11 protein-coding genes are annotated in these 18,898 nt (G+C 31.2%); 9 read left to right on the top strand and 2 right to left on the bottom strand.

Features of this window, described 5'->3' with window-relative positions:
- Positions 1 to 235: 235 nt before the first annotated feature.
- The 4 genes from KQI89_RS12055 to KQI89_RS17930 all read left to right on the top strand — a co-directional run bounded on the left by KQI89_RS12055 (position 236) and on the right by KQI89_RS17930 (position 4,930).
- Positions 236 to 433, top strand: coding sequence for a hypothetical protein (locus KQI89_RS12055; protein WP_216457271.1), 198 nt, complete (start codon positions 236 to 238; stop codon positions 431 to 433).
- A gap of 83 nt (positions 434 to 516) precedes the next feature.
- Positions 517 to 4,263: an immunoglobulin-like domain-containing protein gene (locus tag KQI89_RS12060; RefSeq protein WP_216457272.1), complete on the top strand. Its 3,747-nt coding sequence runs from the start codon at positions 517 to 519 to the stop codon at positions 4,261 to 4,263.
- 65 nt (positions 4,264 to 4,328) lie between these two features.
- Positions 4,329 to 4,751 (top strand): SLAP domain-containing protein, encoded by a 423-nt coding sequence (locus tag KQI89_RS12065; RefSeq protein ID WP_216457273.1) that lies wholly within the window; start codon positions 4,329 to 4,331, stop codon positions 4,749 to 4,751.
- Positions 4,752 to 4,804: 53 nt separating this feature from the next.
- Positions 4,805 to 4,930, top strand: coding sequence for a hypothetical protein (locus KQI89_RS17930; protein WP_281418305.1), 126 nt, complete (start codon positions 4,805 to 4,807; stop codon positions 4,928 to 4,930).
- Positions 4,931 to 5,191: 261 nt separating this feature from the next.
- Here KQI89_RS17930 and KQI89_RS12070 read toward each other — a convergent pair whose 3' ends face one another.
- Positions 5,192 to 6,298 carry an acyltransferase family protein gene (locus KQI89_RS12070; RefSeq protein WP_216457274.1) on the bottom strand — a complete coding sequence of 369 codons (1,107 nt, stop codon included), beginning with the start codon at positions 6,296 to 6,298 and terminating at the stop codon, positions 5,192 to 5,194.
- Positions 6,299 to 6,667: 369 nt separating this feature from the next.
- Between KQI89_RS12070 and KQI89_RS12075 the strand changes: the two genes are divergently transcribed.
- Entirely contained in the window at positions 6,668 to 7,504 is an 837-nt protein-coding gene (locus KQI89_RS12075; RefSeq protein ID WP_216457275.1) for an SLAP domain-containing protein, read from the top strand.
- A 367-nt stretch (positions 7,505 to 7,871) separates the two neighbouring features.
- Entirely contained in the window at positions 7,872 to 8,249 is a 378-nt protein-coding gene (locus tag KQI89_RS12080; RefSeq protein ID WP_216457276.1) for a hemolysin XhlA family protein, read from the top strand.
- Between the two features lie 306 nt (positions 8,250 to 8,555).
- Here the strand turns inward: KQI89_RS12080 and KQI89_RS12085 are convergent, their stop codons facing one another.
- The gene (locus tag KQI89_RS12085; RefSeq protein ID WP_216457277.1) at positions 8,556 to 9,857 is read right to left on the bottom strand and encodes a transglutaminase domain-containing protein; all 1,302 of its coding nucleotides are present in this window, start codon (positions 9,855 to 9,857) and stop codon (positions 8,556 to 8,558) included.
- A gap of 333 nt (positions 9,858 to 10,190) precedes the next feature.
- Between KQI89_RS12085 and KQI89_RS12090 the strand changes: the two genes are divergently transcribed.
- From KQI89_RS12090 to KQI89_RS12100, 3 genes are all read left to right on the top strand, one after another.
- On the top strand, positions 10,191 to 10,997 hold the full coding sequence (locus KQI89_RS12090; protein WP_216457278.1) for a cohesin domain-containing protein: 807 nt from the start codon (positions 10,191 to 10,193) through the stop codon (positions 10,995 to 10,997).
- Between the two features lie 287 nt (positions 10,998 to 11,284).
- Complete coding sequence (locus KQI89_RS12095) at positions 11,285 to 13,615, top strand: RCC1 domain-containing protein (RefSeq protein ID WP_216457279.1); 2,331 nt, start codon at positions 11,285 to 11,287, stop codon at positions 13,613 to 13,615.
- A 53-nt stretch (positions 13,616 to 13,668) separates the two neighbouring features.
- Positions 13,669 to 18,852: a DUF5050 domain-containing protein gene (locus KQI89_RS12100; RefSeq protein ID WP_216457280.1), complete on the top strand. Its 5,184-nt coding sequence runs from the start codon at positions 13,669 to 13,671 to the stop codon at positions 18,850 to 18,852.
- Positions 18,853 to 18,898: the final 46 nt, after the last annotated feature.

Here is an 18,898-nt window from a genome sequence, read left to right on the forward strand (position 1 = left end):
TGTTATATTTATGTTACTTCCCAAATATTTATATTAATCAGAAAATAATAACTTCCTATTATCGAGTGAACGCCTTATGCCATGAAAGTGGCACGTAGGGTGTGGACCTATCAAAAGAATTATGTAAACGGTAACATAATTTTAGATTAGGGATAGCAAAGAATTAGATGTTGTAAATCAAGATGAATCAGGAATTGATGATGAAGCATTAGTTGGAGCATATTCTATAAAAGTAGTGTTAAAGGACGGACTTAACTATAATAATTACACTGCTAAGATTAAAGCAACTAATGAAGAACTTATTTATGACAAAGAAACAGTAGGAGCATTTTTTTATGAAAATTCAGATGGAGAAATCCCTAAAAGTGTAGTTGTAGTTATAACAGAAAATACCACACAAAAGACTCAAGAGGTAACCATTAACAAAAATTAAAGACAACTATGGGACAAGCTCTTATTCAAGCTTAATATTAAAGGGAGTTAATTTTTAACTCCCTTAATAAAGGGGGAAATTTTATGTTAAAGAAAAAGTTAGTAGCAATGATGACTGCTGTGTTTTTAATGTTTTCTACTATTCCAGTTTTTGCAAAACCTGTAGGGTTGTATCTTAAAAATAAAAATAATCCTAATGAAGTAGTATATATAGCTTATGAAGATTACATGAAAGCTCATGCTAGTAGGAATAAAGAATTCAGAGAAATACTAGAGGGTTTTGAAATAGCAGGAGTTTCTGTAAAAAATGATAAAAGCGATAAAGTTATAGATTATAACCAATACGTTGAAGATTACAAATCAGGAAAAATAAAAAATATGGATGCTTATGCTGATGAAGGAGATTCTAAAACCTATAGTAATCCTGATAAAGTAAAGGAATTAAATAAAGATGGTTCTATAGGCAAGGAAATAGATGCTCCAGATAAAACAAAAGATCCAGAAGAAAAAGAAGTTATAACCATAGCTGAAGCAAGAAAAAAAGATAAAGACAGCAAAGTAACTGTAAAAGGTGTAGTTACTTCAAGAATAGGTAACAATGCTTTTATCGAAGATAAGAATGCAGGTATATATATTTATGTTGGAGGTACAGAAAATACTAATCTAAAAGTAGGGAATAGTGTTTCAGTAACAGGTGTTATAGGTGAATTTAAGGGATTAAAGCAAATAAAAGATGATGGAGGGGAGAAATTAAAGGTAGAAGTATTAAAAGAAAACCAGAAGCTTCCTACTCCGGAAACTGTTAAAATAAGCGGCCTTGATGAAACGCTGCAAGGGAAACGAGTAACTTTAGAAAAAGTTAAAGTAAGAGGTATAGGAAACCCTGATAAGCATGGTTCCTATAATGTTACAATAACTGATGAAAAAAATGATGTGGATATTAGAGTAGATGGAAATTTAAATCCTAAGATAGATACATCAAGCTTTAAGGTTGGATCAACCTTAAATGTTACAGCTTCAGTTGGAAGGTATAACACAGTAAATCAATTAATGCTTAGTAAAATTGAAGATATTAAGATTATAGATGAAGGAGACGGAGAAACACCTAAAGCTCCAGAGAAAAAGATAAGAGAAATTCAAGGTGCGGATCATAGATCACCTTTAGAGGGACAAGCAGTCTCCACAGAAGGTATAGTTACTGCTATATCAGAGGACTCCTTCCAAAAAGGATTTTTTATGCAAGATCCAAACCCAGATGATGATCCAGCTACTTCAGAAGGTATTTTTGTTAAATTTAGTAGTAAAACTCAAACTATAAAAGTTGGAGATTTAGTTAAAGTAGAAGGTACTGTAAAAGAAATAATAAATGGTCTTAATACTGATAAAACTGGATTAACAGAAACTAGAATAGAATCAACTAAAGTTGAAGTAAAATCTAGTGGAAATCAATTACCAGAGGCAATAGTGATTAATCTTCAAGGTGATTTATTAAAAAATATAGATAATGATGGATTAAAGACTTTTGATATTAATGAAGATGCTATAGATTATTTTGAAAGTTTAGAAGGAATGCTTGTTAAGATAGTAAATCCTCTTATAGTAGGTGCAGATGAAAGATATGGAGAAATCTATGTAGTACCAAATAATGGTGTGGGGTCTGAACATCAACTTACACCAAGAGGAGGAATAAAGGCATTAAAAGATGATTTTAATCCAGAAATAATAACTATAGACGATATTATGATTCCAATAACAGATAGTAAAAGTAAGAAATATATAGATAAAGATATGAAAATAGCAGTTGGAGATAAATTTGCAGAGGACAATCTAATAGGAATTATGAGTTATGGTTTTGGTAAGTTCAAGTTCTTAAACACCGAAAAGCTACCTGCCATAGTTCATGGAACAACAGAAAGAGAAAAAACAGAAATAAAATATGAAGAAAATAAACTTAATATAGCTAGCTATAATATAGAGAATTTCAATCCTACTGAACCAGATAAGGTAGCTAAAATTGCAAATAGTATAGTGAATGATTTAAGTTGCCCTGATATAATGGGACTTATTGAAGTTCAAGATAGCGATGGTGAAAAAGATACAGGTAATGCTGATGCAAGTGGTTCATATCAAGCTCTAGTTGATGCTATAAAGGGGATAAATGGAGTGGAATATGGGTTTACAGATGTAACTCCTCAAAATAATACAGATGGAGGAGCTCCAGGTGGAAACATAAGACAAGGGTTTATCTATAGAAAAGATAGAGTATCTCTTGTGGAAAAGACAAAAGGCGAGGCTAACGTTGCTGTAAAAATAGGTAAGGATGGATTATCAGTAAATCCAGGTAGAATAGACCCTACAAATGAAGTGTTTAAGAATAGTAGAAAGCCTCTTATTGGAGAATTTGAATTTAAAGGAGAAAAGATATTTGTAATAGCTAATCACCTAAATTCAAAGCGCGGAGATGAAGGGTTATTTAGTCAAAATCAGCCACCAGTAATGGGAAGCGAATCTCAAAGACATAAGCAAGCGGAAGTAATAAATAGGTTTATAAAAGAAATTAAAAAAGAAATTCCAGAAGCGAATATTGTAGCTTTAGGGGATATGAATGACTATGAATTCTCTGGAAGCCTTCAGATATTAAAGGGCAGTGAAATGATAAATATGATAGAAGAACTGCCAGAAAATAAAAGATATACCTATGTCTATGGTGGAAATTCTCAAGTGTTAGATCATATTTTGATTTCAAACAATCTACTTAAAAAAGACAATGAAAGGGAAAGAGCTCTTGTAGATGTGGTACACATTAACTCAGAATTTACAGAAGGATATGGAAGAGTTAGTGACCATGATCCAGTATTAGTTCAATTGGATTTAGGTATAAAAGATTTTACAGATGAGAAGGCTATGGTAGCTGCAAAGGACAAATTAGATTTGGGAAACATATCAGCAGTAGAATCTGATTTATTACTTCCAACAAACCTAATCAATGGAGTAACTGCTACTTGGCAGTCAAGAGATGAAGACATAATCTCCAATGAGGGTAAAGTAACAATACCAAGGGAATCTAAAGAAGTAATATTAACAGCTAATTTGGTAAAAGGAACCTTAAAGGTAACAAAGGAGTTTAAAGTTACAGTAGTTGGACAAGGAGACATACTAAAATCAACTAAAGAAAAATTAGATTTAGGAAGCCTGACAGCTGTAGTAGATAATATAAAACTTCCAGTATCACTAGATAAAGGTGTAACTGTTAACTGGACTTCTAATGCTAAAACTGTAATTTCAAATGATGGTACAGTAACAAGACCGGAAATCGGCAAAGGCAATGCTACAGTTACCTTAACAGCAACACTAAAATTAGGGGAGTTATCAGAAACAAAAGATTTTGATGTAACTGTATTAGAAAAGGTAAAAGAACCAGAAGTAATACTTAAAATAGCTAATATAAATGATCTTACAGAAAGCTTTGGTAAAGTAGAGTTAGAGGATGCTAAAACTTATATTAAAATGATAAAACCAATGTCAAGTCTAATTACATCAGAAATGAATTTTACAGAATATGCGAAAAAGACATTAAACTTTAAAGCTAGGACTTTTGGCGGTTTAAAAGAAAATTCAGCTGAAATAACTATATCAGTATCTACAGACGGAGGAACAAATTGGGATATCGTAAGAAAAGTTACTCCTGCTAATGCAGTAATGACTTCACAAGATGAAATAGATTTAAGTAATTATTCAGGAACAAATGTAAAAGTTAAATTTGAAACTCTATTAGCAGTAGATGGTAAGATGGGGGCAGGAATACAGGATATAAAAATTACAGGGAACTAATTAAAAGTAACAGGATAAAGGGTAGCTCAATCTACCCTTTATCATTAAATTTTAGGAGGACAAGTATGGATAATATTAAACTAAATCTCCATATAACAGGAGTATCAACAGATGCCATGGATATTAAGAGAAAGGAATTCTTACTTAATGAGTTAAAGAAGTTAGGTGAAAAACATCCTATTTCAGAAGGTGAGATTTTTATAGACACTACTCATGTTAAATTTTATGAGGATAATATAATAAAGGTAACTTTTTTTATTAGAAACGCTACCTCTACAGCTTTATCCATAAGCAACATACCTGTTAATATTGTATCTTCAGATGGGGAGGTTATAAGTTTAAGGGCTTTTCAATTAAATAAACCTATTAAGGTAGAAGCTTATTCAGCAAGTCCATATAAAATTGAAATAGATAAGTCTCAATATGAAGAGATAATTGATGAAAAACTTACTATAAGTGTAGATTCCATATTAGGAGTTAGATATTAATTCAATTAGTTAACAACTTGACACATTTAGGTGGATTATAAGGGGAGATTAATATGAAAAAGTTAATAGCCATGGTCACTGCTACTTTTTTAATGCTATCTACAGTTTCAGTATTTGCAAAACCTTTAGGAATTTACCTTTTTACCACTAACATTTTAGATAATTATAGAAATATCTAATTTGCAAGCACTTAGAGGTATGTAATAAACCTAGGCAAGTTGTACAGGAATTAACTTTTTTAGGAATGGCCGTTATGGAGTTTAAATTAAATTTTAAGTTGATATAGTGATCATTTTGCATTTTTGAATAATATAAAAATAAATATATTGAATAAGATATCCAAGGAGTCTTGTAACTCCTTGGATATTTATCTATCAGGACAAATGCATGTATTTTATTTTGCTACATGCTTCTTTAGTTAATAAATGAGTAGAAACCAATTAAATAGTGCATTGATTCTGTTTTTTTAATAGTGCATTAATTTTAGAATATCCTAAATTTATTAACTTAGCTGTGACATAACAAATCAGCAATAGCCATAAAAGAATAAATAGAGAATATTTTGGTAAGAAAATAAACTCTGGACAAAAGTGGTAGCAATAGAAACTATGTGTCAACCATATTGTGGTACTCTCCTCACCGATTTTTTCGAAAATATGGTACAGCAAAGGTAGTTTTTTAATTACTGATATTGAAGCAACAATAAAAATAGGTGCATAAATATAATCAAAGCTTCCACCAAGTTTATGTCTTAAATAAAACACAAGGATCATTAAAAATAAGGATGTACAAAATCCTACTACTTCTTTAGAAAACAGTTCCTTATATGTTTTAAATAAATTGTATTTGGCTACAATGCAGCCCATCAAAAACTGAGGAAGCAATGTTAATACAGGATAAATAATTGACCAATACAAAGAATGTCTAAAATGTTCAAAGAGACAGAACTGAAGGATAACAGGTATAATATATTGTATAAATGCCCCCAAGGTAATAATCTCAAAACAATCTATAAACAACTGAGCAGACTTTCTGTCAATCCATTTATGAAATAAGGGAAACAGTAACATTGTCACTATGTATGGTGTCAAAAACCACCACTCTCCGTTGTAGGAGATTCTAATGGCTGTAAAGTTATAGAATATTGATAGTAAATCCTTTGATATTATCTCTACCTTTAACATCATTCCAATAGGAATAAAGATAAGGAAAACTTTCCAATAACTAAAATATAATTTTTTTAATTTATTTGCAATATTTATTGTAATATCCTTGTTACTACTATGGAATGAAAGGTATGTACCATAACCAGATAAAAACATAAAAATTGCAACACAGATCTTTCCAAAACGTCCAACAAAATATTCAATGGTGCTTCCATCAAGGGAGTACATGGAAATATAAGAAATAGTATGAGGAAATCTCTCTGGAAATGCGTATAGGTGATGAATAATCATCAGAGTTACTGCAATTCCTTTTAAAACTTTTGTATCACACTTGGAAAAAGCATGTCCATTTGCATCAGTATTTATTTTTCTATTATCCATTTGATGTTCTCCCAATATATTAATCGAATTATCTTTCCTTTAGCTGATAGGAATTATAGCACAAAAGACAAGTTTCAACAATATTTGTATGAATATCCTGTATGCTATAGCAAGCTAAACCTAAAGTTATCCCAAAGACAAGTTGTAGAGAAATTAACTTTTTTAAAAAGGATAGATTTGTGATCTATTCTTATTTTTAGTTATTTATCAAGCTTAATTAACAAAGCAATACATAGATAAAAATATGATTATATGGAAAATAATTAAGGAAACATAGGTTGCAGTGTTAATAGACAAATTTTAATGGATTAGGTATAATATTATTATGAAAAATTTTAAGTTAAAATAAATTATGAAGGTTATAATTGTATGAATTTAGGAGGAGCCATGGCTAATAATTTTATAAAAACTAAATTGTCTATAAATACAGATAATGAAAGCACTATGTCTTCACTTCAACAAGATTTAATGAAGGAAGAATTAGAACAAGTTGAAAAAAAGCATCCTATGGAAAAAAATCAAGTTTGTATAGATGGTACATATATGGTGGAGTATGATAAACATGTAGAGTTAGGTTTCTTTATCAGAAACACTTTGCCAAATAAGATAAACTTTGAAAACTTACCTTTAGTTATAACTGATTCAAAGGGTGAGGTTATCCTAAAAAAGGTTTTTAATATGATAGATTTTGGAACCCTTCAACCTATGTGCGCAAGACCTTGGAAGATAGAGTTAAAAAAGAAATATTTATTAAAACCTATAAAACAAGATGATTGGAAGATAGTATTTGATGCATCAGAAACTGGTACTAAGGCAGTAAATACTTTAGATTTAGAACTTAAAAATGTACCTAAAAACCTGACCTACAAAGAAAAAAAGGATTTAATGAATTTTTATAACACCTTACCAAGACTTAGAAAAGGTTCCTTTGAGATTAATATGTACAAGCTAGGATATAATTCTAGTAAGGATGTATACATTACATTAATATTCAGAAATGGTACTGATAAAACGGGAGGTATAGAGAAGCTTCCTATAAATGTTATGAGTAAAATAGGAACTCCATTGCTAAGGACTGTGTTTGAACCTAAAGAACCTATGAAGATACCAGCTAAAAGTGCTATTTTACAGACATTTACCTTCAAGGTTGATGGATCTTTAGTAGATAGCATTCCAGAGAAAGACCTAATAGTGAAATTTGAATAAAATTAGAAAACAGAGAGAATAATATGATACTTCCAAAGTAGACACTCTAATTAACTAAAAATTAGATTATCTATTTGGAGATATTTTTATATGACTCAGTGGATTTAAGGTTTATAATAAGCTTTAATATCTAAGGATATTTCAAAAAACTCAGGGAAGTAAATTTTCCTAGTGAAAAGAACAGCTAGAAGTAGCAGTTCTTTTTTATATGACTCAAGTGCTGTGAAAACTAAGAATAAGCTTAACTTGCCAGCATTGAAAAAGATATGGGGGTGTAAATTTTACCAGTATAAAGCTATAACTTATTACTTGAAGTTAAATTTTATTAATGTTAAAATTTATATATAGAGTTTATGGTGGTGAGAAAATGGATAATGAAACAAAACAAATGTTCGAGTTAATATTAAAAAAATTAGATACCATGGAAAAAAGATTAGAAGGTATGGATGAAAGATTAGATACCATGGAAAAAAGATTAGATGGTATGGGTAAAAGATTAGATACCATGGAAAAAACATTAGATGGTATGGATAAAAGATTGAATAATATTGAAGTTGACGTTAATGTTTTGAAAGTAAATCAAGAAGATATAAAAACTTTACTTACAGATTTAGAGCCTAAAAATGGTAACAGGCATGTTGAGATCATCGATAGTATCAATGATTTAAGAAAAGATTTATCCACTGTTGAAATTGTTACAGCAAATAACTATGCTGATATAGCTAAGTTAAAAGCAATAAAATAAAAAAACAGCCAGAAATGGCTGTTTTTTTCATATGGAGTACCATCTGAAGTTATGAAGATGAGTTTCCTAAGTAGGGAACCAAGATCTATGATCTTGTGTGAGTCACTTAAGCAGGTACTCAAATCTATGATTTGATAGTAGTCGCTTACTCTTCGAGTACTCATCTGAAGTTATGAAGATGAGTTTCCTAAGCAGAGAACCAAGATTTATAATCTTGTGTGAATCGCTTACTCATCTGAAGTTATGAAGATGAGTTTCCTAAGTAGGGAACCAAGATCTATGATTTAGTGATAGCTCTACAAATGGTTATAAAGTTGAAAACTTCATTATAACAGGTCTCCATAAAGAAACGCCTTTTTCAGAAATTATATTGGAAGTTACTACAATATAGTAAGTACTTTGAGGTTCCCAATTTGAATCATTAGTTATAAATGCAGTTTTATTTATGTCATTATAGTCTACAGTAACATCTATGGCATTATTAAAAGGTAACTCTGCTGGAATATTATCAGAAGGATCATAAGAGTCTCCTTTAATAACATATATATTTGATTTTGTTATAGTAGAAGGGGTTGGATCCTTACTAAATTTTATGTTCCAGTCCTTATTTAAAGGCACATCTTTTTTAGAGTCTATTACCTTATAATTTCTTGTATATATCTTTCTTGAGTATTTTTCTGTTGATGAAGCTGGATATTTTTCTCTAGGGAATTCATGGTCTTTTAAAATTTCATCATCAGTAAGGTTGTAATAGGTATATAAGACTCTTCCTGCCACAAAAGCAGATGGACTATCCCCAGTGCAGTCTAGGTGATACCAGTTTCCTCTTATATTAACTAAATTCCATGCATGTTTACCACTGGAAGTTCCTGAAAAACCACGCCCTGAAACTATCTTATTTTCTATTCCCACTTTGTTAAGCATTTTATAGGCTAAACCAGCATAACCAATACAAATTGTGGTACCATAATATAAAGCCTCATAAGCGTACATTTTTTCAAGGGTTCTATCATATTTAATATTTTTAACTATATAATCATGGATAGCCATTGCTTTTTCCTCTATATCCATGTCATCTTTAATGATATCTTTAAGAATAGAATCTATCTTTTTGTCTATATAATCTTCTTTAGCTCTTGAAGTTCTATAGCTTGCAGTTACAGTTACATCTATATTTCCATCATGTCCCTCAAAACTAAAGTTTACTACACCTAATCCAAGAAATATATAGTGATCTTCGTGTTCTATATAATCCATAATGTCCCTAGGGGATAGGGTATTTAAATCCTCTAGCTTTCCAGTATAGGTTATCAAGAAGTTTTCTTTAAGATTTCTACATTGATCTATAATAAGGTCATTTAAATCTTTTAAATTAGATACAGTACCTACAGATTTTTTACTATTAAAATCCTCATAGGTATTAAGGGATGGAGAGGATTTTGACTTCCAGTACATATGGGTGTCTGAAAATATAGGGTTGTCCACATTATCACTATAGTTACTATCAGGTATTGCTTTATTGTTTTCTAAAGCCTTTGTTGTAATTGGTGTAAATAAAGAAAAAATAATAGTAGTAGCACTAAAGATACTTATAATTGACTTTTTCATTCATATACCTCCTAAAAGTTTTTGAAATCCTTATTGGAAATCTGTTAATTTAATCATAGCACTTGTTGTATTATTTTTCCATGGTTATTTTTGGTGTATTTTGTCGATTTGCTTTATCACAGTTATTTTTGTGTTGTTGGATGATTTTGCCACGGTTCTTTTTAGTATATATGGTAAAGAATTAAGTAACTTAAACGATAATAATGTAAAACTATGTTTTAAATAAGTGGAGTTTAAAATTATAAGCATTACAACTTTTAAAAACATATCTTTATATGCATTCAGTGATATGATTGTAAAAATAATCAAAAATATTAGTTAGAGGGTGTATTTATGAGAAAAACTATTAAAGATAAAAATTTATTTAAGTTTGCTGCATTAATTATTATGAGCTTTTTTATTATAAGTTCTTTTCCTTTTAGTGCAGGAGCGGCGGCAGGTGACATAGAAGTAAATATAGGTGATGCCTATGGAAATATGGAAGGGGTAACCACTATACCTGTTAACATAAGCAATATTCCTTATAATGGAATTTCTTCTTTTGATTTTTCACTAGAATTTCCAAGCTCATTGCATGTATTAGATGTAAGGTCAGGAGATGTAATAAGCAATTCAGGGGATTTTTTGTACTCTATAAAGGGAAATAAGATTAATATATTGTTTAGTGATAGTAAAGGTGGAGAGAATCCAATAAAAACAGATGGTATATTATTTTATTTAGATGTAAAGTTAGAAAGCTCTTTTACTGGTGCTGTTATAAAGCCTTATTTTAATTCAAAGATTAATTTTTATGATAATAATTTGAAAGCCCTAAAAGCTACAGTAAATAAGGGTACAGTGACTTTTGTTAAGGATTTGAAAGTTGTAAGCTCTGATAAGATTTGGAAGGTTTCCTTTAATCAAGAGATAAGCGAGGAAAATATAAATGGTAACTATATAGAAGTAAAGGACAGCAAGGGCGAGAAGATAAATTGTACCTATAGATTAGCAGAAGGAGGTATGGCTTTAGAAATACTACCTCCTAAGGATGGATATGAAAAGTTTAAGGGTTATTCTTTAAAGGTTAAACAAGGTTTATTATCTAAAAGAGGAAGGGGTATAAAACGAGATTATGACATTAAGTTTTATATAAATAAATAAAGTTTAAGTATGAATGTTTTATTATATGGCAAGCACTTTAAATTAGTAGATATATAAACTTCCATTATACCGCAAGTACTTTAAATCAGTAGGTATATAAACTACCATTATACTGCAAGCACTTTAAATCAGTAGATAGGGAAATTTTCATTATACTGCAAGTACTTTAAATCAGTAGATATAGAAACTTCCATTATACCGCAAGTACTTTAAATCAATTGATATAGAAACTTTCATTATATCACAAGTATTTTACACCAATAAATAAAGGGTAAGGGGGCAAGGCAATGGTAAAGAGAAAAGACCTTAAGTTAAATAAGATAATTAGCACCATGCTATTTTTATTAGTATTTATGAACCTCTTTGCGTTACAACCAAAGGCTGCTGATAATGCAGATTTAAGAGGAATTTTTATAAATGGAATATGGGTAGAGGATTTTAAGCCTGGGGTTACAGATTATAATATGGATTTACCTTTAAGCACTTGGAATAGAGATCTTAAGGTGTTTGTTACGCCTTATGATGAGGATGCAAATTTAAGTATTGAAGGAAATACCTTAGTAAATGGTAAGGCTTTTATAAAAATAGTAGTAACTTCTTCTGGAAACCTTAAGAAGGAATATAATGTGAATGTTACATTAAAGGATTTAAAAGATGATAAGAAGTTTAGAGAGGTAAGAACTTCTGATTTTCACACCTTGGCTTTGAAAAATGATGGATTATTATATTCTTTTGGGGATAATACTTTTGGACAGCTAGGTTATAGTAGTAAAGCATACTCTTATAACACCCCAAAGCAAGTGAATGGGATTTCGGATGTGGTGGATTTTGATACCAGCTCTTCCCATAGTATAGCTTTAAGAGAGGATGGCACTGTTTGGGTTTGGGGAAAGAATGATTATGGACAGTTAGATTCAAGTACCACAGAGGATGTGTTACTTCCTAAAAAGGTAGAGGGACTTCCACTAATATCAAAGGTTAGAGCAGGAAATAGATTTTCAGTGGTTCTGGATGTAACAGGATCCGTTTGGATGTGGGGCTATAATCCTAGTGGTCAGTTTGGAGATATAGAGGAAAAGTTTAGTTTAAAACCTGAGTTTGTTAATGGGTTAAGAAACATAGCTGATATAAAGGTAGGGGAGTTTCACACCTTAGCTTTAGACAAAGATGGAGAGGTTTATAGCTTTGGAGTAAATAAACAGGGTCAGTTAGGTGATGGTACATATAATACCAAATATAAGCCTTTTAAGATAAATGGTTTAAATGGCATAAAAGAAATCACAGCTTATGGTAATAGCAGTGGAGCGGTAGGTTTTAATGGAAAAGCATATGTTTGGGGAGAAGGTGAAGTAAGCGAAATAGGATCTTCAAATTATCCAAAGGGAATATGCTTTAGTAAGGAGATGCTCTCTGAGGGAGAGATATATTTGGGTAATATAGGTTCTGTTGATAGTTTATCAATTACTACTAATAATATAATTTTTAAAAATAAACAAGATAAGTTTTATGGCATAGGTAAAAATCAATACGGAGAGCTGGGATATGGTTACAGTGAGATAAAAGAACCTGTTGAGATATATAATTTTAATAAGTTTAGTAAGGTATATTCTAGCATGTTTGGTACATTCGGCATAGGATATGATGGATATATTTATGCTGTTGGAAGAAATGACAAAGGGCAGCTAGGTACAGGCTATAAAGGAGGAAATTATAGTACTCCTCAAAAGATATCCTCTATAGAAGAGGTATTACCTATGGTTTATGCTAATCATGATGAAGGATTTATAGAGAGAGGTACTAAAGTTACCTTAGTATCTGATATAAAAAATGCAGATATATACTACACTTTAGATGGGACAAGTCCTTCAAAGGACAGTATTCATTATAAAGAACCTATAACTATAGATAAAAATACTACTGTAAGAGCCATAGCTGTAAAGAGCAAAAGAGAGAGTGCACCTCTTACTTTAGAGTATTATGTGAGAGAAAATAAAGATAATGATATAAATATAAAGATAGATGATTTAACTGGAATTAACGGTAAGTATATAGAAGTGCCTATTTACATAAATGAGACACCACCTAGAGGAATATATAATCTAAACTTTAAGTTAAGATACAACTCACAGGTACTAGAGGTTGTGTCTGTTTCAAAGGGTGACATTATAAAAGATAGTAAGGATTTTAGCTATAATAGTACATCAGAAAAAGATAAAATCTATATAGCTTTCAAGGATCAATCAAAAAGCAGTAGAAATATAGAGGAAAAGGGTACTTTAGCATTAATTAAATTTAAGATTAAGGACAATGCACCTAAAGGAGAGTACACCTTAGAATTTGATAAAAATAGTCAAAAGGATGCTTATGATAGTAGCTACAGAATACTTAATACTTTCTATCATTCAGGTTCCTTAAATATACAACCTATATTGTATGGTGATGTAGATGGAGATGGAGTAGTAACCGCCTTAGACATACAATATATTCAAAGATATATATTAAAGAAGACTTATTCCTTCCCGGGAAATAATGGCCTTAAGGCCGCAGATATTGATGGGGACGGAAAGATAACAGAAAAGGATCTAGAGCTAGCAAAACAGCTATTACTCAAAAATTAACTCCGGGAAAGTATGGGAAATACACCCCCGGGGGTGCAGAGAGGTGAAGGAATTTGAAAGGGAAGAAAAAACTCTATAAGTTAATATCTGTGTTTTCTCTTATGATGTTTTTATTTACATCTAAGATTTTTGTGGTACAGCCACAAGCAGCACAAGCAGCAGAAGAATTTAAAATTATGGATACTAAATATAACTTAGAGTCTAATCATGAATTTACAGTGAAATTTTCTCAAGAAGTTGATGAAAATACCTTAAAAGATGGGGCTATAAAAATTTATGAAAAGACCACATTAAAACCTGTAGATATAACAATAACTAAGGACCCATATAATCCTAGTTATGTTAAGGTTAAAAGTAAAACCAATTATGCTAAAGGAAGGACTTATACTCTTGAGGTTAGGGATATTAAGTCTAAAAAGAAATATAATCTAAAAAAACCTACTAGAATGGATTTTACTATTAAAAATATTTATTCAGGTTTGCCAGGAGAAGATGGTCTTATTATTGTGGATGATAAGGCTTACGCTGTGGACTACCTTATTAAAAATATAAAAATGGTAAATGAGATAATATCAAGATCTTACGATATATATTATACTTATGATATTAATTATGAAAAGATATATTCTCTATTTGGAACTGGACCTGTAGAGGGGGTAGAGCCTAGTAGAAAATATGACAAGATGGTTTATGTAGATCCAGAAGGTAAAAAGCATCTTTATGAGTGGAGAGAAGATAGGCAGGAATATCAACTAGTTCCACCTAAGGCTAAGGTTGATGTTATAGTAAGAAGTGATGCTAAGACTACCAATTTAACATTAAAAGAAGTTAAGGCGGTACCAGATGCAAAGTATTACAAAATAAAAGGAAGTAATGTAATAAAGGGCATTGGAGAGTCTATTTTATATGTAGCTTTAGGTAATACTGAAGAAATAAGCATATTAGCTGAGGATAAGACAGTATTAGCAAAAGGTATTGTAGATGTATATAGAAATAATAATAGTGATATAAGATTAAGGCTTTCTGAAAGTCTTCATGCAGGAAATTCTGGAGGAAACTCAAATAACAACGGTATAGCTGTAGAAGATGATGAGGGTTACATATATTACGTAAACAACTCTGACAAAGAGAGAGTTTATAAGCTTGGAGCGGATGGAGCTTTTAATAGGATGATATTAGAAGACAAGGCTCAATATTTAAATGAATCTGGGGACTGGATATATTACAGTAACTATAATGATGAAGGAAAGATGTACAAGGTTAAAAAGGATGGTACTGAAAGGCAAAAGATGCTAGATGATAAAGCTGCCTATATAAGTATATCTGGAGAGGATATATACTACAGTAACCATTCAGATTTAGGTAAACTTTATAGGGTAAAAAAGAGTGGCTCAGATGTTAAGGTAGATGCTACAAACAGAGTACATGGAAATAAAGTTGTCATAGATTATGGCAGTGTTAATAAGGTTTCAGATGAAGTAGCCTATATAAATATATCAGGAGATTGGATATATTACTCAAATTACTCTGATGGGCATAAACCTTATGTTATACATAAGGATGGAACCTATAGAGGAAAGATAAGTGATGTATGGGCAGATTGTATACAAGTAGTAGGGGATTGGCTATACTTTACCTCAGGTAATGGAACTATAAGTAAAGTTAATAAAAATGGACAAGGTTCTGTGATTCCTATTAAAGGTCAAATCAGCCAATATAATAAAGGATATCACATAAATGTTTATGGAGATTGGATATACTACAGTAATGCAGAAGATGGAGGAAAGCTTTATAGAATAAACACTGACGGCAGTGGAAATAAAGTTAAGCTATCCGATGAAACAGTAGGATATATAAATATAGTAGGTGACTGGATATACTTTACCACCACAAAAGGAAAGTTATTAAGACTACCTTTAGATTCGGATGGAAGTATAACTCCAGAGGAAGTTGGAAAACCAAAAGATAGTAATCAAATAGTAGAAATTAAAGATGTCTATGTAACTGTAGGTTTTGAAGACGTAAATCAATCTACAGAATTCTTGGAAGATAAATATTTACCACGTAAGGTCCCAGCTATAATGAAGGACAATACTATTCAGCAGTTAGTAGTAATTTGGGACACTACACCTTCAAAGGTAACCTTTAAAGATGGTGTAAGGACATATACTGGAAGTGTTGTAGGATATAATAAGACTATAAAGCTTTATATGACCATACCATCAGAAATGTTAAATGATACTAATAAGCTAACGGTTTATAAAAATGGTAGTAAAAATGATATGCTAATAGTAGATGAAATTAAAGGTCCTAGTGATTCCAATAAAGTACAGGCTAGACTAAAAGAAGGAGACACCATAAAGGTTTATTATGATAAAGATAAGAAGAAACTTTTAGGAACTTCTAAAGTTGGGAGAGAGGGAAGAGCCATAGTGTCTAAGATGGATTTTGATCCATATGGTAAAAGCCTCTTTGTAACCATAACTAGAGTAGACAAGGCAGAAAGTGCTCCTACAGAGATAAAACAATATATAACCCCTTCCATAGCCTTGGGTGATGTAGAAGATAAAGACTTTAATGGAGTAGGGCTAGATATTAGAGACTTAACCATAAGAAGATGGGAACTACCGTCATGGAACAGATTTGATATGAGTTATTTAAATAATTATTATATAAGATCTACTCAAGAAATATATATATTACCAGCAAGAACAGCTTTAGATATGAATAGCCATAACCCAATAGTAGATAAATTAAGTACTACAACTACAGATTGGGATGGTTCAGTATTATCCAAAGATGATGCTAAATATAAAAACAAAGACAGCAAGGGAACTTTATTTAAAAATGGAGGCTATGATGTGTATGTAGCGTCTAGATATTCAGGTAAAGCATCACCTGATATTGATGGATACATGCCTTTAGTTGAAGGAAAAGTAGCTAACCATACGCCAGGAACTTATAATATGGTAGCAGAAGTGACTCCAGCTAAGCCAACAATAAAGCAACAAAGGGTTCAAGGCTATGATCCTAATAAATTAAATATACATGTTATGCTAGATAAGACACTAAATCCAGGTGAGGAAGCATGGCTAGTGCCAGTAGAATTTTTAGATGAAGTAAGGGGATGGAACTCTGAAACAGGACCTTCACCTTTTGAAAGATTACTTAGCGAAGGCCATGATCTTGTAAAATTCACAGGGGCTGGAACTAAGATGCCTGCTCCAGAAGGAGATAAATCCATCACTAATCCACTGGATAAAGACTATAAATTATTTATAGTAAATGGTGTAGGAACATCTATAGAATCTGATAATAAGATTACTGTAGATAATAGTGTTCCAAAGATAACCTTAGATAAAGCAGGAGAAAAACCAGTATATGATGTTGGAGATGCTATATCTATTAGTGCTAATGAGAAGAGTAAAGTTTATGTGGTTAGATGGGGAATAGATAGAAATCCTCAAGCTTTAGAGGAAGCTTTCAAATCACAAAATGCATTAATGATTCAACATAGAGGAAGTAATATATCTATACCATTATTTAAGAGTGAAACCCTAATTGATTTTACTAATGTATTAGGTTCAACTTTACTAGAATCCTATTATGCTATTGCAGTAGATGATGCAGGTAATATATCAGATTACAAGGAGCTAACTATAAGAAGAGACTTTAAACCTTTATTAGATGTATTGAATGATGCAAGAGGAAAAGATAATCCTTCTCAAGAGCTATTGCTTGCAATAAAGAAGGGTGAACAACTTTTAATTAAACCTAATGTTAAGCAATCAGAAATTAAATTAGTAGTAGATGAGATACAAACAATGCTTGGAAGATTAAGTAAAGACACTAGCTTAAGTTCAAATGATTCTAATATTATTGTACAAGGTAGTGTGGTACGTACTTCACAAATGAGTGTATCTGAATTTATAGGCAAAACTATAACAAAAAATAATGCTAGAGTTGATATTTTAGGACCAGATAAACAACTGACTACTAAGACAGAGTTAGAATCTGGCATGTATGTTAGAGTTACTGCTCAAGATAGTACTACTTATCAAGACTACTTAATAAGTGTGGTTATAGCAAGTCCAAAAGATGGGGTGGCACTTAAAGAAGCTATGGAAGATTCTAGCATAGAGATTATCAATCTATCTCCTACTGTATATAAGATAGATGACAAGATTAAGGTTACAAAAAACCTAACTATAAAAGGAAGTACCGTTGGAGTATCAAAAATTGAGTTTGGTGAAAAGGGAAATATAACTATAGACTCATCTTCAACTACAGTAATTTCTAAGATTGGTTTTATAGGTGGAGCTCAATACAAAGATAATATAATAGAGAATAATGGTAAGTTATCCTTAGACAGTGTAAACTTTAGTAACTTTGAATTTGCAGCAGGTGGATTCAGCGTTATTAAATCCAACAAGCAAGCTAAGCTGGAAGTAGAAAACACCGAATTCTCCAGCATTAAATCTCTAGCAACAGAATTCTCTCATATATATATAGATGAGGGAGCTCAAGCTGGAACAAAGGTTGAAAACTCTACATTTAGAGGTATGAATACAGGTAAGAATGTAGCAGGAATAAGGATTAGTGGAACAGATGGTTCTAATTATAATGAAATACTTATAAATAAGAATAGTTTTAGTGATTTTATATCTGGAGTAACAGATTCCATTGCTACACCAATATATGTAGATGGTGGAAAGGTAAATCTTTCTGCAAACACAATATCAGGATCAGAAGTAGGAATTTGGCTTGAAGCTGATCGTGCTAAAGTCCAAGTTGGTTCTATTAACCTAGGTTCTAAAGGGGAAAATGCTGATGCAATAGGTGCTGTAATACAAAATATGAATAGAAATATAAATGGAAAGGGAAATTTCTATGGGGATATAGTTGCAGGTAAAAAAGTATCAGGAAATGTTCCTATTATATATTATAATTCTACAAAGACACCAACAATAAAAGAGTTATCTATAACAAATGCAGGAACAGCAGATGAAATAAAACTTGAAATAAAAGATACTTTAGCTTCAGGAAATAAATATGTATACCTAGTTAACTCTACACTTATAGCTCTACCAACACCAGGACAAGTGCTAAGCTCATACACAGATTATGTAGATAAAGATACCGTAATAGATACAATAGCAGGTAAACACATGATCATAGCAGAGGTAAATAGTAGTACGAATAAAGTGGTAAAAGCTAGACAAATCTATATTCCATAGGAAAATAAGAGATAAATAAAGAAATAAAAGGGAAATAAAAGGGAAA

Origin of the sequence: Clostridium simiarum, from assembly GCF_018919175.1 — a bacterium.
GTDB lineage: Bacteria > Bacillota > Clostridia > Clostridiales > Clostridiaceae > Clostridium_L > Clostridium_L simiarum.

Coding starts and splice junctions, on each gene's coding strand:
- KQI89_RS12060 (WP_216457272.1), top strand. CDS start 517: ATGTTAAAGAAAAAGTTAGTAGCAATGATGACTGCTGTGTTTTTAATG.
- KQI89_RS12065 (WP_216457273.1), top strand. CDS start 4,329: ATGGATAATATTAAACTAAATCTCCATATAACAGGAGTATCAACAGAT.
- KQI89_RS17930 (WP_281418305.1), top strand. CDS start 4,805: ATGAAAAAGTTAATAGCCATGGTCACTGCTACTTTTTTAATGCTATCT.
- KQI89_RS12070 (WP_216457274.1), bottom strand. CDS start 6,298: ATGGATAATAGAAAAATAAATACTGATGCAAATGGACATGCTTTTTCC.
- KQI89_RS12075 (WP_216457275.1), top strand. CDS start 6,668: ATGAATTTAGGAGGAGCCATGGCTAATAATTTTATAAAAACTAAATTG.
- KQI89_RS12080 (WP_216457276.1), top strand. CDS start 7,872: ATGGATAATGAAACAAAACAAATGTTCGAGTTAATATTAAAAAAATTA.
- KQI89_RS12085 (WP_216457277.1), bottom strand. CDS start 9,857: ATGAAAAAGTCAATTATAAGTATCTTTAGTGCTACTACTATTATTTTT.
- KQI89_RS12090 (WP_216457278.1), top strand. CDS start 10,191: ATGAGAAAAACTATTAAAGATAAAAATTTATTTAAGTTTGCTGCATTA.
- KQI89_RS12095 (WP_216457279.1), top strand. CDS start 11,285: ATGGTAAAGAGAAAAGACCTTAAGTTAAATAAGATAATTAGCACCATG.